Raw genomic sequence first — 22,286 nt, 5'->3', positions numbered from 1 at the left:
CCGGCCGAGCCGATCATGGGCTCCACCCGTCGTGCCTCTTGCTCGTTCTTCCTCTTTCCTCCTCTTCCACGGATACCACGCGTCGCCACAGAAACGCTGGAGTTGTCCACCCAGCGGAACCGGCCACCGCCCACCGGACACCGGGAAGCGCCCCGCCCCGGCTCCGCCCGGTGGCGGAACCATCACCGCCGCGCGGCGGTTCGGCCACACCGCGTGACCCCCGCCCCGCCGCCGGGCAGGGTGCCCGCATGGCGACCCCGGCGAACGACCTCGTGCAGGCATGCGGATGCGCCCCGGATCCCTTCACCCTGCTCCGGCTCGGCTTGTTCGACGCCGTCTCCCTGGTCCTCGGCATGATCCTCGGCATGATCGTGCTCACGGCTCTCGCCGGCTGGGTGCTGGCCACGCTGGTGTGGCTCGCGGGATGGCGCGGCCGTCGCGCCCGCGCCCGGGCCCGGCGGCCCGTACCGGACGAGGAGGCCGTCCTCACGGACGCCGGCCGGCTGCTCGCGGGCTTCACCCGGTACGAGGACGACCCGCCGCCGTGACCCGACTCGGGCCAACACCCAGGGGCGGGCAGGCCACTTCACCGCACGGGCCTCTCGTCCGGAGGACCCCCGGGGGGTCCGCCCCGCGGGTAGAGTCCGCTCCCGTGACCGACTCCGACGCAGGGACCACGACCACGCGGGCGGACCTGGCGGACGCCCTCCGGGCCGCCCGGGACTCGTACGACACGATCGCCGAGGACTACACCGGGGAGCACCCCGACGGCCTGGGCGACGGCCCGCTGTACGGTGCCCTGCTCACCGCCTTCGCCGACCTGGTGAAGGAGGCGGGCGGCGGACCGGTGGCCGACGTCGGCAGCGGACCGGGGTACGTCACCGCCCGGCTGCACGCCCTCGGGGTGCCGGTCTTCGGCGTGGACGTCTCGCCGCGCATGGTCGCGCTGGCCCGCCGCGCCCACCCCCACCTGCGCTTCCACGTGGGGTCCATGACCGCGCTCGACCTGCCGGACGCCACGCTCGGCGGGATCACCGCGCTGTACTCGATCATCCACGTCCCGGACGAGCACCTGCCGGGGGTCTTCGCCGAGTTCCGCCGCGTGCTGGCCCCGGGCGGCCACGTGATGCTGCTCTTCCAGTTCGAGGAGGACCTCGACGGCCGGCACCTGGCCGAGCGCTACGGCCGCCCCGTCGACCTGCGCTACCACTGGCGCACCCCGGACAGGGTGGCCGGCCTCCTGGCCGACGCGGGCCTGGACGTACGGGCCCGCGCCGTCCTCGCCCCGGAGGGACCGTCCCGCCTGCGGATGCCCCGGGGCTACGTCCTGGCCCGCCGGCCCGGGTAGGGCGGGCCGTCCCCACCGACGTGGGACGGCCCCCGGCGGCCGTGCATCCCGCGTGCGCCGGCCACGTGCCCGTCAGCCGCGTCAGCCGAACATGCCCGGCTGGTAGTCGCCGGCCGGCTGCTGGTTGATCACGTTGACCCGGTTGTAGGCGTTGATGATGGCGATCAGCGAGACCAGCGCGGCGAGCTGCTCCTCGTCGTAGTGCTTGGCCGCGTTCTGCCACACCTCGTCGGACACGCCGCCGGCCGCGTCGGCGATCCGGGTGCCCTGCTCGGTCAGCTCCAGGGCGGCCCGCTCGGCCTCCGTGAACACCGTGGCCTCGCGCCAGACGGCGACCAGGTGCAGGCGCTGCGCGGTCTCCCCGGCGTGTGCGGCGTCCTTGGTGTGCATGTCGGTGCAGAAGCCGCAGCCGTTGATCTGGCTCGCGCGGATCTTCACCAGTTCCTGGGTCGCGGCGGGCAGGGACGAGTCCGAGACGGCCTTGCCCGCGGAGTTGATGTGCTTGAGGACCTTGCCGAAGAAAGGGTTGGCGAAGAGGTTCAGCCGGGCTTCCATGAGAACTCCTCTGTCGTGGCTGCGGGTTGTACTTCTCTGACGGAACGGCACGCACGGATGTGACAGCCCTGCGTGTGACCTGCGTCTCAGGCCCCGCGAGAGGGGCGCCCGCGCCCGGTACGTCCTGCTTCGCCCCGTGCTGACACCCGCCCGTAACCGCCGGGACCCGCCCGTAACCCGGGGGCGGCACGAATCGGTAACGGCCGCGAGGAACCCCGTTCCGCTCCCCTTCTACGCGCGTTACTGTGCGCCGGAATCGCCACCGCGGGTGGCTGATTGGGGATGCGGGCCGGCGCAGGCGGCGGTGCCGCGGGGACGAAGGGTGCTTGTCATGCGTCTGATCTCTCGGGGGAGCAGGGTCTCCCAGGCAGCGGTGGCCGTCGCGGTCGTCGCGCTCGCGGCCGCCGGGTGCGGCGAGTCCAGCACCAGCTCCAAGGGCGGTGACAAGGAGTCCGCCGGCGGCTACACGGGCAAGGGCATCGGCCTGGCGTACGACATCGGCGGCAAGGGCGACCAGTCCTTCAACGACGCGGCCTACGCGGGGTTCCAGAAGGCGGAGAAGGAGTTCGGCCTCAGCGGCCGGGACGTCGAGCCGCAGGACGGCGAGTCCGACGCGGACAAGGTGCAGCGCCTGACCCAGCTGGCCCAGGCCGGCTACAACCCCGTCATCGGCGTCGGCTACATCTACGCGCCGGCCGTGAAGGCGGTGGCCGCGAAGTTCCCGAAGACCACCTTCGGGATCATCGACGACGAGACCGTCCAGGCGAAGAACGTCGCCGACCTGGTCTTCCACGAGGAGCAGGCGTCCTACCTCGCCGGCGTGGCCGCCGCGAAGGCGTCGAAGAAGGCGCACATCGGCTTCATCGGCGGTGTCGACATCCCGCTGATCCACAAGTTCGAGGCCGGGTACGTCCAGGGCGCCAAGTCGGTGAACCCGAACATCAAGATCGAGTCGCAGTACCTCACCGAGACCCCGGCCGAGGGCGGCTTCTCCAGCCCCGACAAGGGCAAGGAGGGCGCCGGCGGCCAGATCGAGAAGGGCGTCGACGTGATCTACCACGCGGCCGGCCTGTCCGGTCAGGGCGTGATCTCCGAGGGCGCGTCCAAGGGGATCTGGGTCATCGGCGTCGACTCCGACCAGTACAGCCAGAGCTCGCTGGCCGCGTACAAGGACCACATCCTCGGCTCGGCCCTGAAGAACGTCGGCGGCGCGGTCTACGACCTGGTCAAGTCGGTCCACGAGGGCAAGCCGCTGAGCGGCGTGGTCCGCGGCAGCCTCTCCAACGACGGCGTCGGCTTCGCCGACTCCAACCCGAAGTACAAGGCGATGACCGACGTGGTCGGCGCGGTCGACAAGGCCAAGCAGGACATCACCTCCGGCAAGGTCACCGTCAAGACCCAGTGACCGTCCGCCACCGCGGAACCCCGGCGGGCCGAAAGGTCTGACTTTTTCCGGGCCCACTGGGCCCTCCGGGCCCTTTGCGATCCGTGCGCCCCTTGCCTCCCGCAAGGGGCGCATTGCTGTCCGTAGTCTGGCGGCAAAATGCGGCCACAGCTCGATAACGGACCGGACAGAAGGGTTTTTCCGTCTGGTCTACGCGCGTTACGCTGCGGCGGAACCAGCGCCTGGTATGGGCGCTTGCACAAAGGAGTCTCGTTCCATGCGCCGGGTGTCCCGTATCGCGGTTGCGGGTGTTGCTACCGCAGTCCTCGCCGTGACGGTTTCCGCTTGCGGAAGCTCGTCCACGTCGTCGTCCTCCGACAGCAGTGACAAGAACCTGGGCCTCGCGCTGGCGTACGACGTCGGCGGCAAGGGTGACCAGTCCTTCAATGACGCGGCCACCGCCGGCCTGGAGAAGGCCGACAAGGAGTTCGGCTACAAGTCGGCCGCCGTCGAGCCGCAGGACGGCGAGTCCGACGCGGACAAGACGCAGCGCCTGGAGACCCTCGCCAAGCAGGGCTACAACCCGGTGATCGGCGTCGGCTTCGCGTACGCGCCGGCCGTCAAGGAGGTCGCGGCCAAGTTCCCGAAGACCACCTTCGGCATCGTCGACGACAACTCCTTCCAGGCGAAGAACGTCGCCAACCTCGTCTTCCACGAGGAGCAGGCGTCCTACCTGGCGGGCGTGGCCGCCGCCAAGGCCACCAAGTCCAACGTCGTCGGCTTCATCGGCGGCGTGGACGTGCCCCTGATCCACAAGTTCGAGGCCGGCTTCAAGCAGGGCGTCGCGGACACCAAGAAGGGCGTCACGGTCAAGTCGCAGTACCTGACCGAGACCGCCGCCGAGGGCGGCTTCTCCAGCCCCGACAAGGGCGAGAGTGCGGCCGACGGCCAGATCGACGCCGGTGCGGACGTCATCTACGCCGCCGCCGGCCTGTCCGGCCAGGGCGTCATCAAGGCCGCCTCGGCGCACAAGGTCTGGGCGATCGGCGTCGACTCCGACCAGTACAAGCAGGACGCGCTGGCCAAGTACAAGGCCTCGATCCTCACCTCGGCCATGAAGAACGTCGAGGGCGCGGTCTACGGCCTGGCCAAGTCCGTCCACGACGACAAGCCGGAGACCGGTGAGATCCGCGGCAGCCTGGCCAACGGCGGCGTGAGCCTGTCGGACTCGAACCCGACGTTCGCGAACGACAAGGCGATCCAGGACGCCGTGAACAAGGCCGAGGAAGGCATCAAGAACGGCACCATCACCGTCAAGACCTCCTGACCCGGCGCGGCCGCAGAGGCCGTACGGACCATGGCCAAAAGGGCGCTGTCATGACAGCGTTACCGCCACGGAACGGGGCGCGCGGAGGATGGCCTCCCCGCGCCCCGTTCGCGCGGCACAATGCTCGGAACGGATCAGACTGGAAGCAGTGCGATCAGGTCCGGGCACTATTTAAAGCAGGGGCGCTACGCGCGTAGAGCGGCCCCTTTCCCGAGGAGAGTGCGCCATCGACGCGTCCAGCAGCCCTCCGCTCACCGCTCCGTCGACAGTGGCGGTGGAGCTCACGGGCATCACCAAGCGGTTCCCCGGTGTCGTCGCCAACCACGACATCCACCTGACCGTCCGCAAGGGCACCGTGCACGCCCTCGTCGGCGAGAACGGCGCCGGCAAGTCGACCCTGATGAAGATCCTCTACGGCATGCAGAAGCCGGACGAGGGGACCATCGCGGTCGGCGGCGAGCAGGTGACCTTCTCCAGCCCCGCCGACGCCATCGCGCGCGGCATCGGCATGGTCCACCAGCACTTCATGCTGGCCGACAACCTCACCGTGCTGGAGAACGTCGTCCTCGGCAGCGAGAAGCTGCACGGCATCGGCGGCGGGGCCCGCCGCAAGATCCAGGAGATCTCCGACCGCTACGGCCTCGGGGTGCGCCCCGACGCCCTGGTGGAGGACCTCGGCGTGGCCGACCGCCAGCGCGTGGAGATCCTCAAGGTCCTCTTCCGCGGTGCCCGCACCCTGATCCTCGACGAGCCGACCGCCGTGCTGGTGCCGCAGGAGGTCGACGCGCTCTTCGCCAACCTGCGCGGGCTGAAGTCCGAGGGCCTGTCCGTCATCTTCATCTCCCACAAGCTGGGCGAGGTGCTCTCCGTCGCCGACGAGATCACCGTCATCCGGCGCGGCACGACCGTCGGGACGGCCGTCCCCGCCAAGACCACCCCGCGCCAGCTGGCCGAGATGATGGTCGGCAGCGAGCTGCCCACCCCGGAGACCGCCGAGTCCACGGTCACCGACCGCGCGGTGCTGGAGGTCAGGAACCTCACGGTGCACGCCCGCGGCGCCGTGTCCGTGGGTACGGAGGAGGAGCCCACCGCCGGTGGCCTCACCGAGTTCGCGCCCGCCGGCGAGGTCAAGAAGGTCCTCGACGACGTCACCTTCACCATCCACGCCGGTGAGGTCATGGGCATCGCCGGTGTCGAGGGCAACGGCCAGACCGAGCTGATCGACGCGCTGATCGGCACCAAGGCCGCCGACTCCGGGCAGATCGTCTTCCTCGGCGAGGACATCACCCCCTGGGCCACCCGCAAGCGGCGCGAGTCCGGCATCGGCTACATCCCCGAGGACCGCCACCGCCAGGGCCTGCTGCTGGAGGCCCCGCTCTGGGAGAACCGCATCCTCGGCCACGTCACCGAGGCCCCCAACGCCAAGGGCTTCTGGCTCAACCCCAAGGGTGCGCAGGCCGACACCCGCCGGATCGTCGAGGAGTACGACGTCCGCACCCCCGGCATCGACGTCACCGCGGCCTCCCTGTCCGGCGGCAACCAGCAGAAGCTGATCGTCGGCCGCGAGATGAGCCACGACCCCAAGTTCCTGATCGCCGCCCACCCCACCCGCGGTGTGGACGTCGGCGCGCAGGCCCAGATCTGGGACCGCATCCGCGAGGCCCGCCGCGAGGGCCTGGCGGTGCTGCTGATCTCCGCCGACCTGGACGAGCTGATCGGACTGTCGGACACCCTGCGGGTGATCTTCGACGGCAAGCTGGTCGCCGACGCCGACCCCGCCACCATCACCCCGGAGGAGCTCGGTTCCGCGATGACCGGCGCCGCGACCGGGCACCTGCACCATTCCGAAGACAGCGCGGCGGACACCGCCCCGGAGGACGAGGCCCGATGAAGAAGTTCGACAAGGAGCGCGTGCTCGTCGCGGTGGCGGGCCCCGTCATCGCGCTCGTCGCGGCGATCCTGCTGACCTCGGTCGTGCTGATCGCCTCCGGCAAGAACCCGTTCGAGCCGTACCGGCTGATGCTGGAGCAGGCCGGGTACTCCGACGTCCAAGTGCTGATCGTCAACCAGGCGTCGCTGTACTACATCGCCGCCATCGCGGTCGCCCTCGGCTTCCGGATGAACCTGTTCAACATCGGCGTCGACGGCCAGTACCGCCTCGGCGCGATGATGACGGCCGTGGTCGGCGCCCACGTCGCCCTGCCGTCCTTCCTCCAGGTCCCGATGCTGCTGCTGGTGGGCGCGCTCACCGGCGCCATGTGGGCGGGCATCGCGGGTGTGCTGAAGGTGACCCGGGGCGTCAGCGAGGTCGTCGCGACGATCATGCTGAACTCGATCGCCACCAGCGTCATCGGCTACCTCACCCTGACCGACAACCTCGGCGTGCTGGTCGGCGACAACGTCACCACCGGCATCATGAAGGACTCCGGCTGGGTGCCCGGGATCGACCTGGGCCAGGACGTCGGCGAGATCTACGGCCTGGTCTTCCTCGCGATCGCCCTGGGCATCGCCTACTGGCTGGTCCTCAACCGCACCCGCTTCGGCTTCGACCTGCGCGCCACCGGCGAGTCCGAGACCGCCGCCGCCGCCTCCGGCGTCGACGCCAAGCGCATGGTGCTCACCGCGATGCTGATCTCCGGCGCGGTGGCCGGCATCTCCGGCCTGCCGCTGCTCCTCGGCGACGTGCACACCTACTCGCTGAGCTTCCCGGCGGGCCTCGGCTTCACCGCCATCGGCATCGCCCTGCTCGGCCGCAACAACCCGGGCGGCATCGCCCTGGCCGCCCTGCTCTGGGCCTTCCTCGACAAGGCGTCCCCCGCCCTCGACTACGCCGTCCCGGTGGCGTACGAGAAGGAGATCGCCACCATCATGCAGGGCCTGATCGTCTTCGCGGTCGTCATCTCGTACGAGGCCGTACGGCAGTGGGGCCTGCGCCGCCAGCAGAAGCAGGTCGGCGCCCAGCTCGCCGCCGAGGCCGCCAACCCGAACGCCCAGAAGGAGGTGGCTGCCTGATGAGCACCGCGACCGTCGCCAAGCCCACGGCGCAGCAGCCCGGCAAGGGCAGCCGCCGATTCTCCCTGCCGGTACTCCTGCTGATCATCGCGGGCGTGCTGGTCCTCACCTCCGTCGTCCGGCTGATCTCCGGCGCGGACGGCATCACCTCCACCGGCCAGATGTCCACGGCCCTGCGGCTCGCCGTGCCGATCGGCCTCGCCGGCCTCGGCGGCCTGTGGGCCGAGCGCGCGGGCGTGGTCAACATCGGCCTCGAGGGCATGATGATCCTCGGCACCTGGTTCGGCGCCTGGGCCGGCTACCAGTGGGGCCCGTGGACCGGTGTCGCCTTCGGCATCATCGGCGGCGCGCTCGGCGCCGTCCTGCACGCCATCGCCACGGTCACCTTCAACGTCAACCACATCGTCTCCGGTGTGGCGCTGAACATCCTGGCCCTCGGCACCACCCGCTACCTGTCGAAGTTCACCTTCGAGGACGCCCCGCAGGGCTCCTCCAAGCAGTCCCCGCCGATCGACTCGCTGGGCACCTTCGACATCCCCGGCCTGTCGAGCTGGCTCCAGACGCTCAACGAGAAGCACTGGTTCCTCGTCTCCGACATCGCCGGCCTGGTCGGCGGCCTGGTCACCAACCTCTCGCCGCTGACCGTCGTCGCGGTCGCCCTGGTCCCCGCCACCTGGTGGGTGCTGTGGCGCACGGCGTTCGGGCTGCGCCTGCGCTCCTGCGGCGAGAACCCGGTCGCCGCCGAGTCCCTCGGCGTGAACGTCTACAAGTACAAGTACATCGCCGTGATCGTCTCCGGTGGCTTCGCCGGCCTGGGCGGCGCCTTCCTGTCGATCGTCGCGTCCAACGTGTACCTCGACGGCCAGACCGCCGGCCGCGGCTACATCGGCCTCGCCGCGATGATCTTCGGCAACTGGATGCCGGGCGGCCTCGCCCTGGGCGCTGGCCTGTTCGGCTACACCGACAGCCTCAACCTGCGCGGCGGCACCACCAACGTGCACGCGCTGATCCTGCTGCTCGCCATGCTGCTCGTGGTCGGCGGCGTCTACCTGCTGTGGCGCCGCAAGCTGATCAGCGGGGTCATCACGCTGGTGATCTCCGCCGTGATGTTCCTCTGGTACGCCGGCACCGACGAGGTCCCGCGCCAGGTCGTCACCGCCGCGCCGTACGTCGTCACGCTGCTGGTGCTGTCGCTGTCCGCGCAGCGCCTGCGGATGCCGAAGGCGGACGGCCTGCCGTACCGGAAGGGGCAGGGCAAGTGACCCCGCCCGAGGGGGCCTGCGACTGGGAGGCGCTGCGCGCGCTGGCCCACGAGGCGATGCGCCACGCGTACGCCCCCTACTCGGGCTACCCGGTCGGGGTCGCCGCCCTCGTCGACGACGGCCGCACGGTCTCCGGCTGCAACGTGGAGAACGCCTCCTACGGGCTCGGCCTGTGCGCCGAGTGCGGGCTGGTCTCCGAGCTGCAGCGCACCGGCGGCGGCCGGCTGACGCACTTCACGTGCGTCGACGGCAACGGCGACGTGCTGGTGCCGTGCGGCCGCTGCCGGCAGCTGCTGTTCGAGTTCGGCGGCCCTGACCTGCTGCTGGAGACCCCCGAGGGCGTCCTGCCGCTGGCGCGGATGCTCCCGCAGGCCTTCGGGCCGGACCACCTCACCAAGTGACGTCCCGCGGCCCCTCCGAGTCCGTCAGGCCGGAGGGGCCGCGCTCTTTTTGAACCACCCGGAAGGAACGCCATGGCCATGGACGCCGTCTCCGTCATCCGCACCAAGCGGGACCGCGGAGAGCTCAGCGACGAGCAGATCGACTGGGTCATCGACGCGTACACGCGCGGCGAGGTCGCCGACGAGCAGATGTCCTCCCTCGCGATGGCGATCCTGCTCAACGGCATGAACCGGCGCGAGATCGCCCGCTGGACCGCCGCGATGATCGCCTCCGGCGAGCGCATGGACTTCTCCTCGCTGTCCCGGCCGACCGCCGACAAGCACTCCACGGGCGGCGTCGGCGACAAGATCACGCTGCCGCTCGCCCCGCTGGTGGCGGCCTGCGGCGCGGCGGTCCCGCAGCTGTCCGGCCGCGGCCTCGGCCACACCGGCGGCACGCTGGACAAGCTGGAGTCGATCCCCGGCTGGCGCGCGCTGCTGTCCAACGAGGAGATGCTGCACGTCCTCGACACCACCGGCGCGGTGATCTGCGCGGCCGGCGACGGACTGGCCCCCGCCGACAAGAAGCTGTACGCGCTGCGCGACGTGACCGGCACGGTGGAGGCCATCCCGCTGATCGCCTCGTCCATCATGTCCAAGAAGATCGCCGAGGGCACCGGCTCGCTGGTGCTGGACGTCAAGGTCGGCAGCGGCGCCTTCATGAAGACCCTGGAGGACGCGCGCGAGCTGGCCTCGACCATGGTCGGCCTCGGCACGGACCACGGCGTGCGCACCGTCGCGCTGCTGACGGACATGTCCACCCCGCTCGGCCTGACCGCCGGCAACGCGCTGGAGGTCCGCGAGTCGCTGGAGGTGCTGGCCGGCGGCGGCCCCGCGGACGTGGTCGAGCTGACCCTCGCCCTGGCCCGGGAGATGCTCGACGCGGCCGGGGTGCGCGATGCGGACCCGGCGAAGGCGCTGGCCGACGGCTCGGCGATGGACGTCTGGCGCCGGATGATCGCGGCCCAGGGCGGCGACCCGGACGCGGCGCTGCCCACCTCCAAGGAACAGCACGTCGTCAAGGCGCCCGCGAGCGGGGTGCTGACCCGGCTGGACGCCTACGACATCGGCATCGCCGCCTGGCGCCTCGGCGCGGGCCGCGCCCGCAAGGAGGACCCGGTGCAGGCCGCCGCGGGCGTCGAGCTGCACGCCAGGCCCGGGGACACGGTGACCGAGGGGCAGCCGCTGCTGACCCTGCATACCGACACCCCCGAGCGCTTCGACTACGCCCTCCAGGCCGTCGAGGGCTCCTGGGACATCGCGGCGCCGGGCACGCCGTTCACCCCGTCGCCGGTGGTGCTGGAGCGCATCGCCTGACACCGGTGGGCCGACCGGACCGACCCGGACCCGCCCGGCCCGGCGGGGCCGGTTGCCGGTCGGCCGCCGGGCACCGATGAGTCGGGGGCCCCGCCGCGGTCATACCGTACGTGGACCCGACGACACCGCCCGTACTCACGCTGACCGGTCCCGCCACCCGCTCCGAGGTGGCGGGGCTCTGCGACGCCGTGCGGGCGCTGCTGGAGGTCACCGCCGGCCGGGTGGTCGTCTGTGACGTCACCGGGGCCGGACCGCCGGGCCTGCCCGTGGTGGACACCCTGGCCCGTCTGGAGCTGGCCGCCCGGCGGGCCGGGGGACACCTCCGGCTGCGCGGCGCCGACCCCGCCCTACGCGCCCTGCTCGGCCTGGTCGGCATCCCCTTCGAGATGGAGGGGGACCCCGAACAGCGGGAACCACCGCTGGGTGTCGAGGAAGAAGTGGAACCCGGTGAGGCGGCCGTCTGAGATCTCCAGCACCTGGATCGCCCAGGGGGCGTAGCCGCCCCGCTCCGGGTCGGGCTTGTACTGCGCGAACCCCGGCAGGCCGTTGACCCGCACCGGCAGCAGCCGCGAGCCCGCGCACGCGGAGCCGAACGTGGTCATGAAGCCGGCGATGTCGTCGTGGCCGGTCAGCCACAGGTCGAACGGCGGCATCGTCATGACGGCGTCCTCGTGCAGCAGCGCCGTCAGCGCGGTCATGTCGTACCCCTCGAAGGCCGCCACGTAGCGGTCCAGCAGCTTGCGCTGCTCGTCGTCCAGCGGGTCGGACACGGCCGCCGAGGCCGCCTTGTCGTCCCGCTCGGCGAGGGTGGCCCGGGCCCGCTGGAGCGCGCTGTTGACCGACGCGACCGACGTGCCGAGCAGCTCGGCGACCTCACTGGCCCGCCAGGCCAGCACCTCGCGCAGGATCAGCACCGCCCGCTGCTTGGGCGGCAGCTGCTGCAGCGCCGCCATGAACGCCAGCCGCACCGACTCCTTGGCCACGGCCGCCTCGGCCGGGTCCTCCACCGTGGGCAGCACGCGCGCGTCGGGCATGGGTTCCAGCCAGGTGTGGTCGGGGCGGGGGGAGAGGGCGGCCCGCGCCAGCGGCGTGGCCTCCTGGAGGTCCATCGGGCGGGCCCGCTTGTTGCCCGCGGCCAGCATGTCCAGGCAGACGTTCGTCGCGATGCGGTAGAGCCAGGAGCGCAGGCTGGACCGGCCCTCGAACGTGGCGTAGCTCCGCCAGGCGCGCACCATCGTGTCCTGCACCGCGTCCTCGGCCTCGAAGGAGGAGCCGAGCATCCGGTAGCAGTACCCGGTCAGCTCGGTCCGGTGCCTCTCCAGCCTGACGTCGAGGTCCTCGACCGTCGCCGTGCCGTCCGTCATCGTCGTCCACCCGCCCCTGTGGCCGTCCTGTGCCGCGCCTTCGCGCCACTACTCCGGAAGCTACCGCAGCCCACTGACAACGGCCCGCCGAGTGCGCGAAAGCCCAGGTCGGGAGGGGTGTCCCGACCTGGGCTCCAGGGACGTGCGAGGGCCCGGCACGGGGCGCCGGGCGGGGCCGTCAGTGCGCCGGCACCGGTTCCCGGCGGGCCGCCACCCGCGCCGCGCGCGTGCCGCACAGGGTGATGCCCACCACGCCGAGCACCGCGAGCAGGCCCACGCCGACCGTCCCGGCCCAGCCGCCGGAGTGGAAGGCCAGGGCGCCCACCGTGCTGCCGGCGCTGGAGCCGACGTAGTACGCGGACTGGTAGAGCGCGGAGGCCTGGGCGCGGCCGGTGGTGGCCGTGCGGCTGACCGCCGAGGACGCCACCGCGTGGCCCGCGAAGAAGCCCGCGGTGATGAGCACCAGGCCCAGCAGGACGAGCGCCAGGCGGTCGCCCAGGGACAGCAGCAGGCCCGCCGCCGTGGTGCCGCCCGCCAGGTACAGGGCGCCCCGGCGGCCGAGGCGGCCCACCAGGCGGCCGGCCGTCGACGCCGACACGGTGCCGACCAGGTAGACCAGGAAGATCGAGCCGACGACGCCCTGCGGCAGGCCGAACGGCTGCTCGGTGAGGCGGTAGCCGATCACCGTGTAGACGCCGCCGAACACCGTCATGAACAGCGCGCCGATCGCGTACAGCCGGCGCAGCAGCGGGTTCGCCAGGTGGTCGCGGACCGTGCCGAGCAGCACCCGGGGCCGCAGCGAGCCCGGGGTGAAGTGCCGGGGCGCGGGCAGCAGCAGCCGGAACGCCACCGCGCAGGCCACGGCGAGCGCGCCGATCACACCGACGGCGACCCGCCAGCCCCACTCCTGCGCCACCCAGCCGGTGATGACCCGGCCGCTCATCCCGCCGACGCTGTTGCCCGCGACGAACAGGCCGATCGCTGTCACCAGCGCCCGGGGCCGCACCTCCTCCGCGAGGTAGGCCGTCGCGGACGCCGGGAGCCCGGCCAGCGCGGCGCCCTGCACCGCCCGCAGCACCACCAGCGCGCCGATCGACGGCGCGAAGGGCACCAGGACGCCGACGGCCACCGCGACCGCCAGCGAGGCCGTCATCACCGTACGGCGGCCGTAGCGCTCGGACAGGGCGCTCATCGGCAGGACGAACAGCGCGAGGCCGCCGGTCGCCGCCGCGACCGTCCAGCTCGCCTCGCCCGCCGCGACCCCGAACTCCCCGGAGATCAGCGGCAGCAGCGCCTGGGTGGAGTACAGCAGGGCGAAGGTGGCGACGCCGGCGAGGAACAGGGCGAGGCTCATCCGGCGGTAGCCGGGGCCGCCCGGGGCCATGCGGGAGTCCGTCGGGGAGTCGGGGGAGGCTGGCAGACGGGCGCCCACGGTGGTGGACGCCCCGGTATCGGCGGGAGACATGCCACCGACGCTACGGACGCCCCACTCATCCGTCCAATGCACGGACTGTCCATAATCGTTCCCATGGTGCATCAGCAGAGGTCCGCGGCCCGCCTGTCACCGTCCAGTGACACAGAAGACACGACCGACATGGGGATGCTGCTCGCGCCGCGGCTCGCCCACTTCGCCGGTGTGGCCCGCACCGAGCACGTCACCAGGGCCGCGCAGGAGATGAACGTCCCGCAGTCCACCCTCTCGCGCGCGATGGCCCGCCTGGAACAGGACCTGGGCGTCGACCTGTTCGCGCGGCACGGCCGGACGGTCTCGCTGACGCCCGCCGGCCGCACCTTCCTCACCTCCGTCGAACGGGCCCTCGCCGAGGTGCAGCGCGCCGCCGACGAGGTCCGCGCCGACGCCGACGCGGCCACCGGCAAGGTCGCGTTCGGCTTCCTGCACACCATGGGCGCCGAGACCGTGCCGGGCCTGCTGCACGCCTTCCGCGCCGACCACCCGCGCGTGCGCTTCGGCCTGGTCCAGAACCACGGCGAGGCGATGCTGGAGGGGCTGCGGGCGGGGCAACTGGACCTGTGCCTGACCTCGCCGGTGCCGGACGCGCCCGACCTGGTCGCGCGCCGGCTGGACGAGCAGAAGCTGCGCCTGGTGGTCCCCGCCGAGCACCGGCTGGCCGGCCGCAGGCGGGTGCGCCTCGCCGAGGCCGCCGAGGAGACCTTCGTGACCCTGGAACCGGGCTACGGGCTGCGCCGCATCACCGACGCGCTGTGCCGCGAGGCCGGGTTCCGGCCCCGGGTCGCCTTCGAGGGCGAGGAGGCGGAGACCCTGCGGGGCCTGGTCGCGGCCGGCCTGGGCGTGGCCCTGCTGCCCCCGCCGACGGTGCCCCGGCCGGGGGTCGTGGAACTGGCGGTCACCGCCCCGCGGGCGGTCCGCGAGATCGGGGTGGCCTGGCTGGCCGACCGCGAGGACACCCCGCCGGTGGCGGCCTTCAAGAAGTTCCTGCTCTCGCGCCGGGGCGCCCTGCTCCCCGACTGACGCCCCGGGCGGCCGCCGTCGCGCGCGGCCGCCCGCGCGCGTCACCGCCGCAGCGAGCGCCCGAACCCCGCCGCCAGGGGCATCCGCAGGCCCAGCGGCGGCGGCGCGGCGAAGGCGTCGGTCACCGGGCGGGAGAACGACCGCCCGAACAGGGTGCCGATCACGAAGTCCTCGGCCAGCGAGTGCACCTCGTCCCGGTACTGGTGCAACCCGTGCCCGTCGGCGTGCACTTCGAAGCGGCACACCTCCCGGTTCGCCTTCTTCGCCCGCTCCGCCAGCCGGAACGACAGCTCCGGATCGGTCCGCCGGTCGTTCGTGCCGTGCACGATCAGCACCCGCCGCCCCGCCAACTGCCGTACCGGCTCCGGCGTCCCGGCCACGTCCTCCTCCGGCAGCCAGGGCGCGAGGGCCAGCACGGAGGTGACGGCCTCGTGCCCGCCCGCGCGCAGCGCCGCCCGCCCGCCCATGCCCGGGCCGGCCAGGCACACGGGGACGTCGCCGTAGCGCCGTACCGCCTCGTCCGCGGCCCAGGTCGCGTCCGCCGCCGGGTGGGCGTCGCTGCCGTTCCAGCCGCGGTAGCGGTAGTGCACGACGTGGGTGGCCAGCCCCTCGTCCCGGCCGGCGCGGGCCAGCCGCCGGCCGAGGCCGTGCACGGAGGCCGCCGCGCGCAGCGGCGAGGGTCTGCGGTCGGAGACCTCCTCGCCGGCGGGCAGCAGCAGGACGACCCCGCTCACCGACGTCGGTTCCGGTCCGATCGCCCTGCCCAGCCGGGCCGTTCGGGCCGGCGTCGCTTGTTGTGCCATGGCAGAACAGTGTCAGAAGCGCTGGTGTACGCCACCCTGCCGGGGGGTCACCGTTGCGTATCGACGGCCCCGCGCGACGGGCGATCTACGCGCGTAGGAGTTAGAGTGCCGCAATGACGAGCCAGACCACCGCGACGGGCGTCACGCCCAGCCCGGACCAGATCCGCCGGGCGCCCAAGGTTCTGCTGCACGACCACCTCGACGGCGGGCTGCGTCCCGGCACGATCGTGGACCTCGCCCGCGCGACGGGCTACCCGCACCTCCCCGAGACCGACCCCGGCAGGCTCGGCGTCTGGTTCCGCGAGGCCGCCGACTCCGGTTCCCTGGAACGGTACTTGGAGACCTTCTCGCACACCGTCGGCGTCATGCAGACCCGCGACGCGCTCGTGCGGGTCGCCCGCGAGTGCGCCGAGGACCTCGCCGAGGACGGCGTCGTCTACGCCGAGGTGCGCTACGCCCCCGAGCAGCACCTCGAGGGCGGGCTGACCCTCGAGGAGGTCGTCGAGGCCGTCAACGAGGGCTTCCGGGAGGGCGAGCGCACCGCCCGCGCCCACGGCCACCGCATCCGCGTCGGGGCCCTGCTGACCGCCATGCGGCACGCGGCCCGCTCCCTGGAGATCGCCGAACTCGCCAACCGCTACCGGGACGTGGGCGTCGTCGGCTTCGACATCGCGGGCGCCGAGGCCGGCCACCCGCCGACCCGGCACCTGGACGCCTTCGAGTTCCTGAAGCGGGAGAACAACCACTTCACCATCCACGCCGGCGAGGCGTTCGGGCTGCCGTCCATCTGGCAGGCGCTCCAGTGGTGCGGTGCCGACCGGCTCGGGCACGGGGTGCGCATCATCGACGACATCGAGGTCGCCGGGGACGGCACCGTGAAGCTCGGGCGGCTCGCGTCGTACGTGCGCGACAAGCGGGTCCCGCTGGAGCTGTGCCCCAGTTCCAACCTCCAGACCGGGGCGGCCTCCTCGTACGAGGAGCACCCGATCGGGCTGCTGCGGCGGCTGCACTTCCGGGCCACCGTCAACACCGACAACCGGCTGATGTCCGGCACCAGCATGAGCCGGGAATTCGAGCACCTGGTCGACGCATTCGGCTACACGCTCGACGACCTGCAATGGTTCTCCGTCAATGCGATGAAATCAGCGTTCATTCCTTTCGATGAACGACTGGCCATGATCAATGACGTGATCAAGTCGGGATATGCCGAGCTGAAATCCGAATGGCTGTTCCAGCAGACCGCTTCGACCAGGGATTCTTCCGGTCTGGAGGGCTGATAGGGGCGGTATTGCGGCGCGGAGCGCGGACGGGGCTTCACCATCCGTCCGCATTTCGATGTTTGCGGTGGGCACCCGGGCATGTTTACGGTCGTGGACCGCTCGGTTCCCCGTATCCCATTCGAGGACGCATTCATGAAGCAGTCTGCTGCCAAGACCCTCGGCGTCGCCACCCTCGGTGCCGCCTTCGCCGCCGCCGGCGCCGGTGCGGCGAACGCCGCCCCCGCCGCCCTGCCGGACGCCGCCCAGACCCTGGACGGCGTGACCCGGACGCTGCCGGCGGAGACCGTCGCCCAGGCGCTGCCGGGGGCCGGCCAGGCGCTGAAGCAGGCCCAGCCGGCGGTCGGCCACGGCCTGACCGCCGTCCAGCCGATCGCGGAGCGCCTCGTCGCCGAGGGCCCGACCAAGCCGGTCGCCGGCCTCCTCGGCGGCCTGCCGGTGCAGGGCCTGCCGACGCACGGCCTGCCCGTGAACGGGGTCCCGCTGGGCTGAGCCCGCCCGCACGCCGTCGGGGCGCACCGGTCGACTCCGGTGCGCCCCGACGGCGTTGGTACGGACACTCCCCGGCGGCCGGCGGCGCGCCGGCCGGGTCACCAGGCGGTGCGGGCCTTGTCCTCCGAGGGCAGCAGCGCCCACAGCGCCAGGTAGAGCAGGAACTGGGGTCCCGGCAGCAGGCAGGACACCAGGAAGATCACGCGCATCGTCGTGGCGGACGTGCCGAACCGCCGGGCCAGCGCGGCGCACACGCCGCCGATCACGCGTCCGTGGGTGGGTCGGGCGAGGCTGGACATGGCAGCGGCTCCTTCGTGGGCGTCCGTCGCAGGCGGCCCCGGTGGCCCCTCGACTGTGCCTTCCACGGTAGGGGGACGAATCCGCCCGAGCGTCGCTCTACGGGGCGATCCCGACCCTGGGAATCGTCGGGGTGCGACCCTGAGCCGGTTCCTCCTGGCGGGGGGCCCGCAGCAGCCGGAGGTCCGCCCTGCGACGGAGCCGGGTGCGGACCGCGGGGACGACGAGGGCGTGGGCGAGCCCCACCCCGGCCGTATTGAGCAGCAGCGAGTCCACGTCGACCACCTGGCCCGGCACGCCCGTCTGGAGCAGCTCGATGACCAGCGACAGCAGGGCGCCCGCCAGCACCGTGCGGACCAGCGAGGCGAGCGGGGAGACGACGGACCGGCCGTGCACCAGCGGCAGCAGGACGCCCAGCGGGGCGAGCAGCCCGAGCCCGGTGCCGATGCGGCGGGCCGCCTGCGGCCAGCCGAGCGCGAGGTCGGCACGGATGCCGGCGAGCGGGTGCAGGTTCGTGGGCATGACCCACGGGACGTCCAGCGGACGCAGCGCGTACCAGGCGACGAACGCGAGGTGTGCGGCCAGGAGAACACCCCCGGCCACACGGATGCGGTACGCGGCGCTGCCGCCGATGGAGCCTTGACGCTGCACGACCGACTAGACGCCCGCCGCGGGACGATCGGTTCCGGACCACCCCCGAACCGGCGGACGAGGCGTGCGCCACATCCGGGACCCCGCGCCCTCCGGCCGCGGGTGCCCCGGCCGTTCAGCCGCCGGTGACCTCGGAGGACGGCGGTTCGCTGCTGCCGGGGCGGTTGCGCACCCCGGAGGTGCAGGCGTAGCGGCGCGGCGGCTGCGTCCCCGGACCGCCGAGGACCACCGAGCCGTCGCCCTCGGTGGCCGCCGAGTCGGACAGCGTGCACACCACCTGCGCGAGGGCGTACGACGTGAGCGAGCCGGGGGCCGCGGACAGCCGCAGCGCGTCGTCCGGGTCGTCCGGGCCCGGGCCGCTCACCGTCACCCCGCCGCGCACGTCGGTGGTGTACCCGGCCTCCTTCTCGGCCGCCGACGGCGACTGCGCCAGCTGGTCGAGCAGGCCCTGCGCCACCAGCACCCGCCGCTCGGCGCCGGCCGCGCCGTCCGGCACCGGCACCGACCGGTCGACGGCCACCAGCGACGACCCGCACAGCAGGAACACCTGCACGGGCACGCCCGTGCCGCTCTGCGTGGCCCGGCCGGGGTCGGCGAGCGAGCAGCGCACCCGGGACGGCGCGGGCCCGAAGTCGGTCGGCACCTCGGTGGACCGGATCCCGCACCCGGCGAGCAGCGCGGCGAGGACGGGCAGCGCCAGCAGGCCCGGCAGTCGGCGTACGGTCATCGGGCGTCCTCCTGGCCCAGGCCGGTGCCCTGGCCCGTGACCTGGACCGCGCCCGCGCGCTCGCCCGGCTGCTCGGCCAGGTCCGAGGCGTCCCGCGGCAGCCGCAGCGTGAACACGGCGCCGCCCTCGGGGCAGTTGGCGGCGGTGATGGCACCGCCGTGGATGTGCGCGTTCTCCTGCGCGATGGACAGGCCGAGGCCGCTGCCCTCCGACCGGGGCCGGGAGGCGCTGGCCTTGTAGAACCGGTCGAAGACGTGCGGCAGGACGTCCTCGGGGATGCCGGGCCCGTGGTCGCGCACGGCGATCACCACGGACTCCTCACCGCCGTCACCGGCATCTTCGGCACCGGCCTCCGTCCCCGGCGCGCCGGAGCGCTCCGCGCGGACCGACACCCGCACCGGCGAGCCGCCGTGCTTGAGGGCGTTGCCGATGAGGTTGGCGAGGATGACGTCCAGGCGGCGCGGGTCGAGGCGGGCGTGGATGCCGCGCGCGGCGTCCAGTTCCACCGCGTCGAGCCAGGCGCGGGCGTCGATGCAGGCGGTGATCTGGTCGGCCACGTCCACGTCGTCGAGCACCAGCCGGGCGGTGCCCGCGTCGAAGCGGGTGACCTCCATCAGGTTCTCCACCAGGTCGTTCAGCCGCCGGGTCTCGCTGACCACCAGCCGCACGGCCGGCTCGATCATCGGGTCCATGCTGCCGGTCTCGGCCTCCAGCTCCTCCTCCAGCACCTCGGTGACGGCGGTGATGGCGGTGAGCGGGGTGCGCAGCTCGTGGCTCATGTCGGCGACGAAGCGCCGGGACGCCTCGTCGCGGGCGGCCATGTCGGCGACCCGCTTCTCCAGTGCCTCGGCGGCGTTGTTGAACGTCCGCGACAGATCGGCGAGTTCGTCGGTGCCGGACACCCGCAGCCGGGTGTCGAGCCGGCCCTCGCCGAGCCGCCGGGCGGCGACGCCCAGCCGGTGCACCGGCTTCAGCACGGTCGTGGCGGCGGCCTGCGCGAGCAGCGCGGCGCCGATCAGCGCCAGCCCGGTGGCGATCCCCAGCGACCAGGCCAGCGAGTTGAGGTCCTTCGCCTCGGGCTCCAGCGACTTGCGCAGGTAGCCGGTCGGTCCGCCGCCGATCACCCGCGTGCCCGCGACCAGGTACGGCGTGCCGTGGTCGACGACCCGCTGCCAGTACAGGTGGTACGGCGACTTGTTGCCGCCGGTGAGCGGCTGCTGCTTGTTCACCGCCGTGCGCAGCGACGCCGGCACGTCGTCCAGCGAGAACCCGCTCAGCCCGCCGGAGTTGCCGTAGACCGTCCGCCCGTCGGTGCCGGTGGCGACGAGCAGCACGCTGAAGCGCTGGCTGCTGTTCGCCATCTGCCCCGCGGTGTGCTGGAGTTCGTCCTGCTCGGGGTGGGCGGGCAGGGCCCCGGCGCGGTTCTGCATCTCCTGCTGGAAGTCGCGCAGCACCGCGCCCTGGGTGCGGGTGAGCACCGCCTCGCGGTTGAGCCAGTAGGCGATGCCGGACGCCGAGACGGCGGCGGTGAGGGCGACCAGCCCGAACACCACGACGAGCCGCAGGCGCAGGCTGGTGAAGCGCAGTCGTGTCAGGTGTCCCGTACGATCCGCGGCCCAGCCGCGGAACCCCCCGTGCGTGCGTGTCACTGAGGCGCGTCCAGGCGGTAGCCGACACCCCGGACCGTGCGGATCAGGGTCGGTGACGAGGGCACGTCCTCGACCTTGGCGCGCAGCCGCTGGACGCAGGCGTCCACCAGGCGCGAGTCACCGAGGTAGTCGTGCTCCCACACCAGCCGCAGCAACTGCTGCCGGGACAGCGCCTGTCCGGGACGGCGGCTCAGCTCCAGCAGCAGCCGCAGCTCGGTCGGCGTCAGCTGGAGGTCCTCGCCGTTCTTGGTGACGGTCATGGCGGCCCGGTCGATGACCAGGCTGCCGAAGCTCGCCGCGTCGTTCGACTCGCGCTCCCCGCGGCGCAGCACCGCCCGGATCCGGGCGTCGAGCACCCGGCCCTGCACGGGCTTGACGACGTAGTCGTCCGCCCCGGACTCCAGGCCGACGACGACGTCGATGTCGTCGCTGCGCGCGGTCAGCAGGATGATCGGCAGCTGGTCGGTGCGCCGGATGCGCCGGCACACCTCGAAGCCGTCGATGCCGGGCAGCATGACGTCCAGCACGATGAGATCCGGCCGCTGCTCGCGCAGCAGCTTCAGACCGTCCTCACCGCTGGCAGCGGTGGCCACCCGGTGTCCCTGGCGCGTCAGGGAGAGCTCCAGGGCCGTACGGATGGCGTCGTCGTCCTCGATCAGCAACAGGGAAGGCACGGGCTCATTCTGGCCCATGCGGGGGCTTCTGTTCGACCTGTGGGGCCGCCGGACTCGCAACCGCCCCGCCGCCCCGCGCGTCCGTCCTCTCCGTGAGGCCGTCACCGCGACACGCGGTTTGACGGCCCGGACCGGCCCCTGTGACAGGTCTGTGACAGTCGGCGGACACGGCGATGAAGTCCCCTCGGCAAGCTTTTCGGCACGGGCAAGGACGTACGCCCGAGCAGACGGACACCACGGAAGTCCACGACGGGGGGCGCGAGATGAACACGCTGCACGGCATGAGCACCAGCGCAGTGGTCACGCGCCTGCACGACGTGAACCGGGAGAAGTCCGGCGTCGCGATCGGGCGGGGGTGCGCTCGCGGCGCCGGGCGTCAGCACACAGCCCTGGTGGCCGTGGCCGACGCGGGGGAGCAGGCGGCTCACGGGGGAGCCGCGTACGGGGAGGAACCGGGGGAGCGCCGCTCCCTGACGGAGGCGGAGTTCACCGCCTACGTCCAGGAGCGCCGCGCCTCCCTGTACGCCACCGCCTACCACCTCACCGGCGACCGGTTCGAGGCCGAGGACCTGCTGCAGAGCGCGCTGTTCTCGACCTACCGGGCCTGGGAGCGGATCAGCGACAAGGCCGCGGTCGGGGGCTACCTGCGCCGCACCATGACGAACCTGCACATCAGCGCGTGGCGCCGCCGCAAGCTGAACGAGTACCCGACCGAGGAACTGCCGGAGACGCCCGGCGACACGGACGCGATGCGCGGCACCGAGCTGCGCGCCGTCCTGTGGCAGGCGCTGGCCCGGCTGCCCGAGACCCAGCGGACGATGCTGGTCCTGCGCTACTACGAGGGCCGCACCGATCCGGAGATCGCCGACATCCTCGGCATCAGTGTCGGCACGGTGAAGTCGAGCATCTGGCGGTCGCTCCGCCGGCTGCGCGAGGACGAGGTCCTCAGCTTCGGCCGTGACGAGGAGGACGCCTTCGGGGAGCTCGTCGCCTGAAGGTCACGGGGGAAACACCGGGCTCCGGCCCGGCAACGGGGGAACGCACGGGGGAAACACGGGGGAACACGGGAGCGGTACCGGGGGGACCCGACGGGGGACGTACGGGGAGCGGTACCGCGACCGGGGGGAACACGGGGGAACAGCAAGGGGAAGAACGGGGGAGCACGGGGGAGCACCGAAAGGGAGCGGGACCGGAGGGCCGGGGGGTCCGTCCGGTC

At 72.7% G+C, this 22,286-nt stretch carries 23 protein-coding genes; 14 read left to right on the top strand and 9 right to left on the bottom strand.

Annotated features, from left to right (window positions below; translation table 11 throughout):
- The first annotated feature begins 248 nt into the window (after positions 1-248).
- Both AQJ30_RS39605 and AQJ30_RS29520 read left to right on the top strand, forming a co-directional pair.
- Entirely contained in the window at positions 249-548 is a 300-nt protein-coding gene (locus AQJ30_RS39605) for a hypothetical protein (protein WP_067240001.1), read from the top strand.
- 104 nt (positions 549-652) lie between these two features.
- On the top strand, positions 653-1,348 hold the full coding sequence (locus AQJ30_RS29520) for a class I SAM-dependent DNA methyltransferase (protein WP_245727183.1): 696 nt from the start codon (positions 653-655) through the stop codon (positions 1,346-1,348).
- A gap of 81 nt (positions 1,349-1,429) precedes the next feature.
- On the opposite strand, the gene AQJ30_RS29515 is transcribed toward AQJ30_RS29520, so the two are convergent.
- Positions 1,430-1,903 (bottom strand): carboxymuconolactone decarboxylase family protein, encoded by a 474-nt coding sequence (locus AQJ30_RS29515; RefSeq protein WP_067239999.1) that lies wholly within the window; start codon positions 1,901-1,903, stop codon positions 1,430-1,432.
- A gap of 331 nt (positions 1,904-2,234) precedes the next feature.
- Between AQJ30_RS29515 and AQJ30_RS29510 the strand changes: the two genes are divergently transcribed.
- From AQJ30_RS29510 to AQJ30_RS37435, 8 genes are all read left to right on the top strand, one after another.
- On the top strand, positions 2,235-3,308 hold the full coding sequence (locus AQJ30_RS29510) for a BMP family lipoprotein (RefSeq protein WP_211279132.1): 1,074 nt from the start codon (positions 2,235-2,237) through the stop codon (positions 3,306-3,308).
- 256 nt (positions 3,309-3,564) lie between these two features.
- Positions 3,565-4,614 carry a BMP family lipoprotein gene (locus tag AQJ30_RS29505; RefSeq protein ID WP_067239998.1) on the top strand — a complete coding sequence of 350 codons (1,050 nt, stop codon included), beginning with the start codon at positions 3,565-3,567 and terminating at the stop codon, positions 4,612-4,614.
- A gap of 268 nt (positions 4,615-4,882) precedes the next feature.
- Positions 4,883-6,505 (top strand): ABC transporter ATP-binding protein, encoded by a 1,623-nt coding sequence (locus tag AQJ30_RS29500; protein ID WP_067239996.1) that lies wholly within the window; start codon positions 4,883-4,885, stop codon positions 6,503-6,505.
- Positions 6,502-7,626 (top strand): ABC transporter permease, encoded by a 1,125-nt coding sequence (locus AQJ30_RS29495; protein WP_067239995.1) that lies wholly within the window; start codon positions 6,502-6,504, stop codon positions 7,624-7,626. The genes AQJ30_RS29500 and AQJ30_RS29495 overlap by 4 nt, the downstream gene beginning before the upstream one ends.
- Positions 7,626-8,888 (top strand): ABC transporter permease, encoded by a 1,263-nt coding sequence (locus AQJ30_RS29490; protein WP_067239994.1) that lies wholly within the window; start codon positions 7,626-7,628, stop codon positions 8,886-8,888. The genes AQJ30_RS29495 and AQJ30_RS29490 overlap by 1 nt, the downstream gene beginning before the upstream one ends.
- Positions 8,885-9,289, top strand: a complete 405-nt coding sequence (locus AQJ30_RS29485) for a cytidine deaminase (protein WP_067239993.1) — start codon at positions 8,885-8,887, stop codon at positions 9,287-9,289. Before AQJ30_RS29490 ends, AQJ30_RS29485 begins: the two co-directional genes overlap by 4 nt.
- A gap of 72 nt (positions 9,290-9,361) precedes the next feature.
- Entirely contained in the window at positions 9,362-10,645 is a 1,284-nt protein-coding gene (locus AQJ30_RS29480; RefSeq protein WP_067239992.1) for a thymidine phosphorylase, read from the top strand.
- A 110-nt stretch (positions 10,646-10,755) separates the two neighbouring features.
- Positions 10,756-11,109: an STAS domain-containing protein gene (locus AQJ30_RS37435; protein WP_137308366.1), complete on the top strand. Its 354-nt coding sequence runs from the start codon at positions 10,756-10,758 to the stop codon at positions 11,107-11,109.
- Here the strand turns inward: AQJ30_RS37435 and AQJ30_RS29475 are convergent.
- Positions 10,993-12,009 carry a sigma-70 family RNA polymerase sigma factor gene (locus AQJ30_RS29475; protein WP_067239990.1) on the bottom strand — a complete coding sequence of 339 codons (1,017 nt, stop codon included), beginning with the start codon at positions 12,007-12,009 and terminating at the stop codon, positions 10,993-10,995. The genes AQJ30_RS37435 and AQJ30_RS29475 overlap by 117 nt on opposite strands.
- A 178-nt stretch (positions 12,010-12,187) precedes the next feature.
- Entirely contained in the window at positions 12,188-13,474 is a 1,287-nt protein-coding gene (locus tag AQJ30_RS29470; RefSeq protein ID WP_067239989.1) for an MFS transporter, read from the bottom strand.
- A 63-nt stretch (positions 13,475-13,537) separates the two neighbouring features.
- On the opposite strand from AQJ30_RS29470, the gene AQJ30_RS29465 reads away from it, so the two are divergent.
- Complete coding sequence (locus tag AQJ30_RS29465; protein WP_067239987.1) at positions 13,538-14,500, top strand: LysR family transcriptional regulator; 963 nt, start codon at positions 13,538-13,540, stop codon at positions 14,498-14,500.
- Between the two features lie 41 nt (positions 14,501-14,541).
- Here AQJ30_RS29465 and AQJ30_RS29460 read toward each other — a convergent pair whose 3' ends face one another.
- Complete coding sequence (locus AQJ30_RS29460; RefSeq protein WP_067239986.1) at positions 14,542-15,303, bottom strand: alpha/beta hydrolase; 762 nt, start codon at positions 15,301-15,303, stop codon at positions 14,542-14,544.
- Between the two features lie 113 nt (positions 15,304-15,416).
- Here AQJ30_RS29460 and AQJ30_RS29455 point away from each other — a divergent pair, with 113 nt between their 5' ends.
- The gene (locus tag AQJ30_RS29455) at positions 15,417-16,580 is read left to right on the top strand and encodes an adenosine deaminase (protein WP_067239984.1); all 1,164 of its coding nucleotides are present in this window, start codon (positions 15,417-15,419) and stop codon (positions 16,578-16,580) included.
- 135 nt (positions 16,581-16,715) lie between these two features.
- On the top strand, positions 16,716-17,072 hold the full coding sequence (locus AQJ30_RS29450; protein ID WP_067239982.1) for an ATP-binding protein: 357 nt from the start codon (positions 16,716-16,718) through the stop codon (positions 17,070-17,072).
- A gap of 98 nt (positions 17,073-17,170) precedes the next feature.
- Here AQJ30_RS29450 and AQJ30_RS29445 read toward each other — a convergent pair whose 3' ends face one another.
- From AQJ30_RS29445 to afsQ1, 5 genes are all read right to left on the bottom strand, one after another.
- Entirely contained in the window at positions 17,171-17,371 is a 201-nt protein-coding gene (locus AQJ30_RS29445; protein ID WP_067239978.1) for a PspC domain-containing protein, read from the bottom strand.
- Positions 17,372-17,468: 97 nt separating this feature from the next.
- A complete protein-coding gene (locus tag AQJ30_RS29440) occupies positions 17,469-18,020 on the bottom strand; it encodes a VanZ family protein (RefSeq protein ID WP_067239977.1) in 552 nt (183 codons plus the stop codon).
- A 115-nt stretch (positions 18,021-18,135) separates the two neighbouring features.
- The gene (locus AQJ30_RS29435; protein ID WP_067239976.1) at positions 18,136-18,747 is read right to left on the bottom strand and encodes a hypothetical protein; all 612 of its coding nucleotides are present in this window, start codon (positions 18,745-18,747) and stop codon (positions 18,136-18,138) included.
- Positions 18,744-20,396: a sensor histidine kinase gene (locus AQJ30_RS29430; protein ID WP_067239975.1), complete on the bottom strand. Its 1,653-nt coding sequence runs from the start codon at positions 20,394-20,396 to the stop codon at positions 18,744-18,746. The genes AQJ30_RS29435 and AQJ30_RS29430 overlap by 4 nt, the downstream gene beginning before the upstream one ends.
- Entirely contained in the window at positions 20,393-21,070 is a 678-nt protein-coding gene (afsQ1, locus tag AQJ30_RS29425; RefSeq protein ID WP_067239974.1) for a two-component system response regulator AfsQ1, read from the bottom strand. Before afsQ1 ends, AQJ30_RS29430 begins: the two co-directional genes overlap by 4 nt.
- Positions 21,071-21,333: 263 nt before the next feature.
- Between afsQ1 and AQJ30_RS29420 the strand changes: the two genes are divergently transcribed.
- On the top strand, positions 21,334-22,065 hold the full coding sequence (locus tag AQJ30_RS29420; protein ID WP_067239972.1) for a SigE family RNA polymerase sigma factor: 732 nt from the start codon (positions 21,334-21,336) through the stop codon (positions 22,063-22,065).
- Positions 22,066-22,286: the final 221 nt, after the last annotated feature.

It is taken from the genome of Streptomyces longwoodensis, from assembly GCF_001514125.1.
Classification (GTDB): domain Bacteria; phylum Actinomycetota; class Actinomycetes; order Streptomycetales; family Streptomycetaceae; genus Streptomyces; species Streptomyces longwoodensis.
This window is presented reverse-complemented; position numbering and strand designations above follow the sequence as displayed.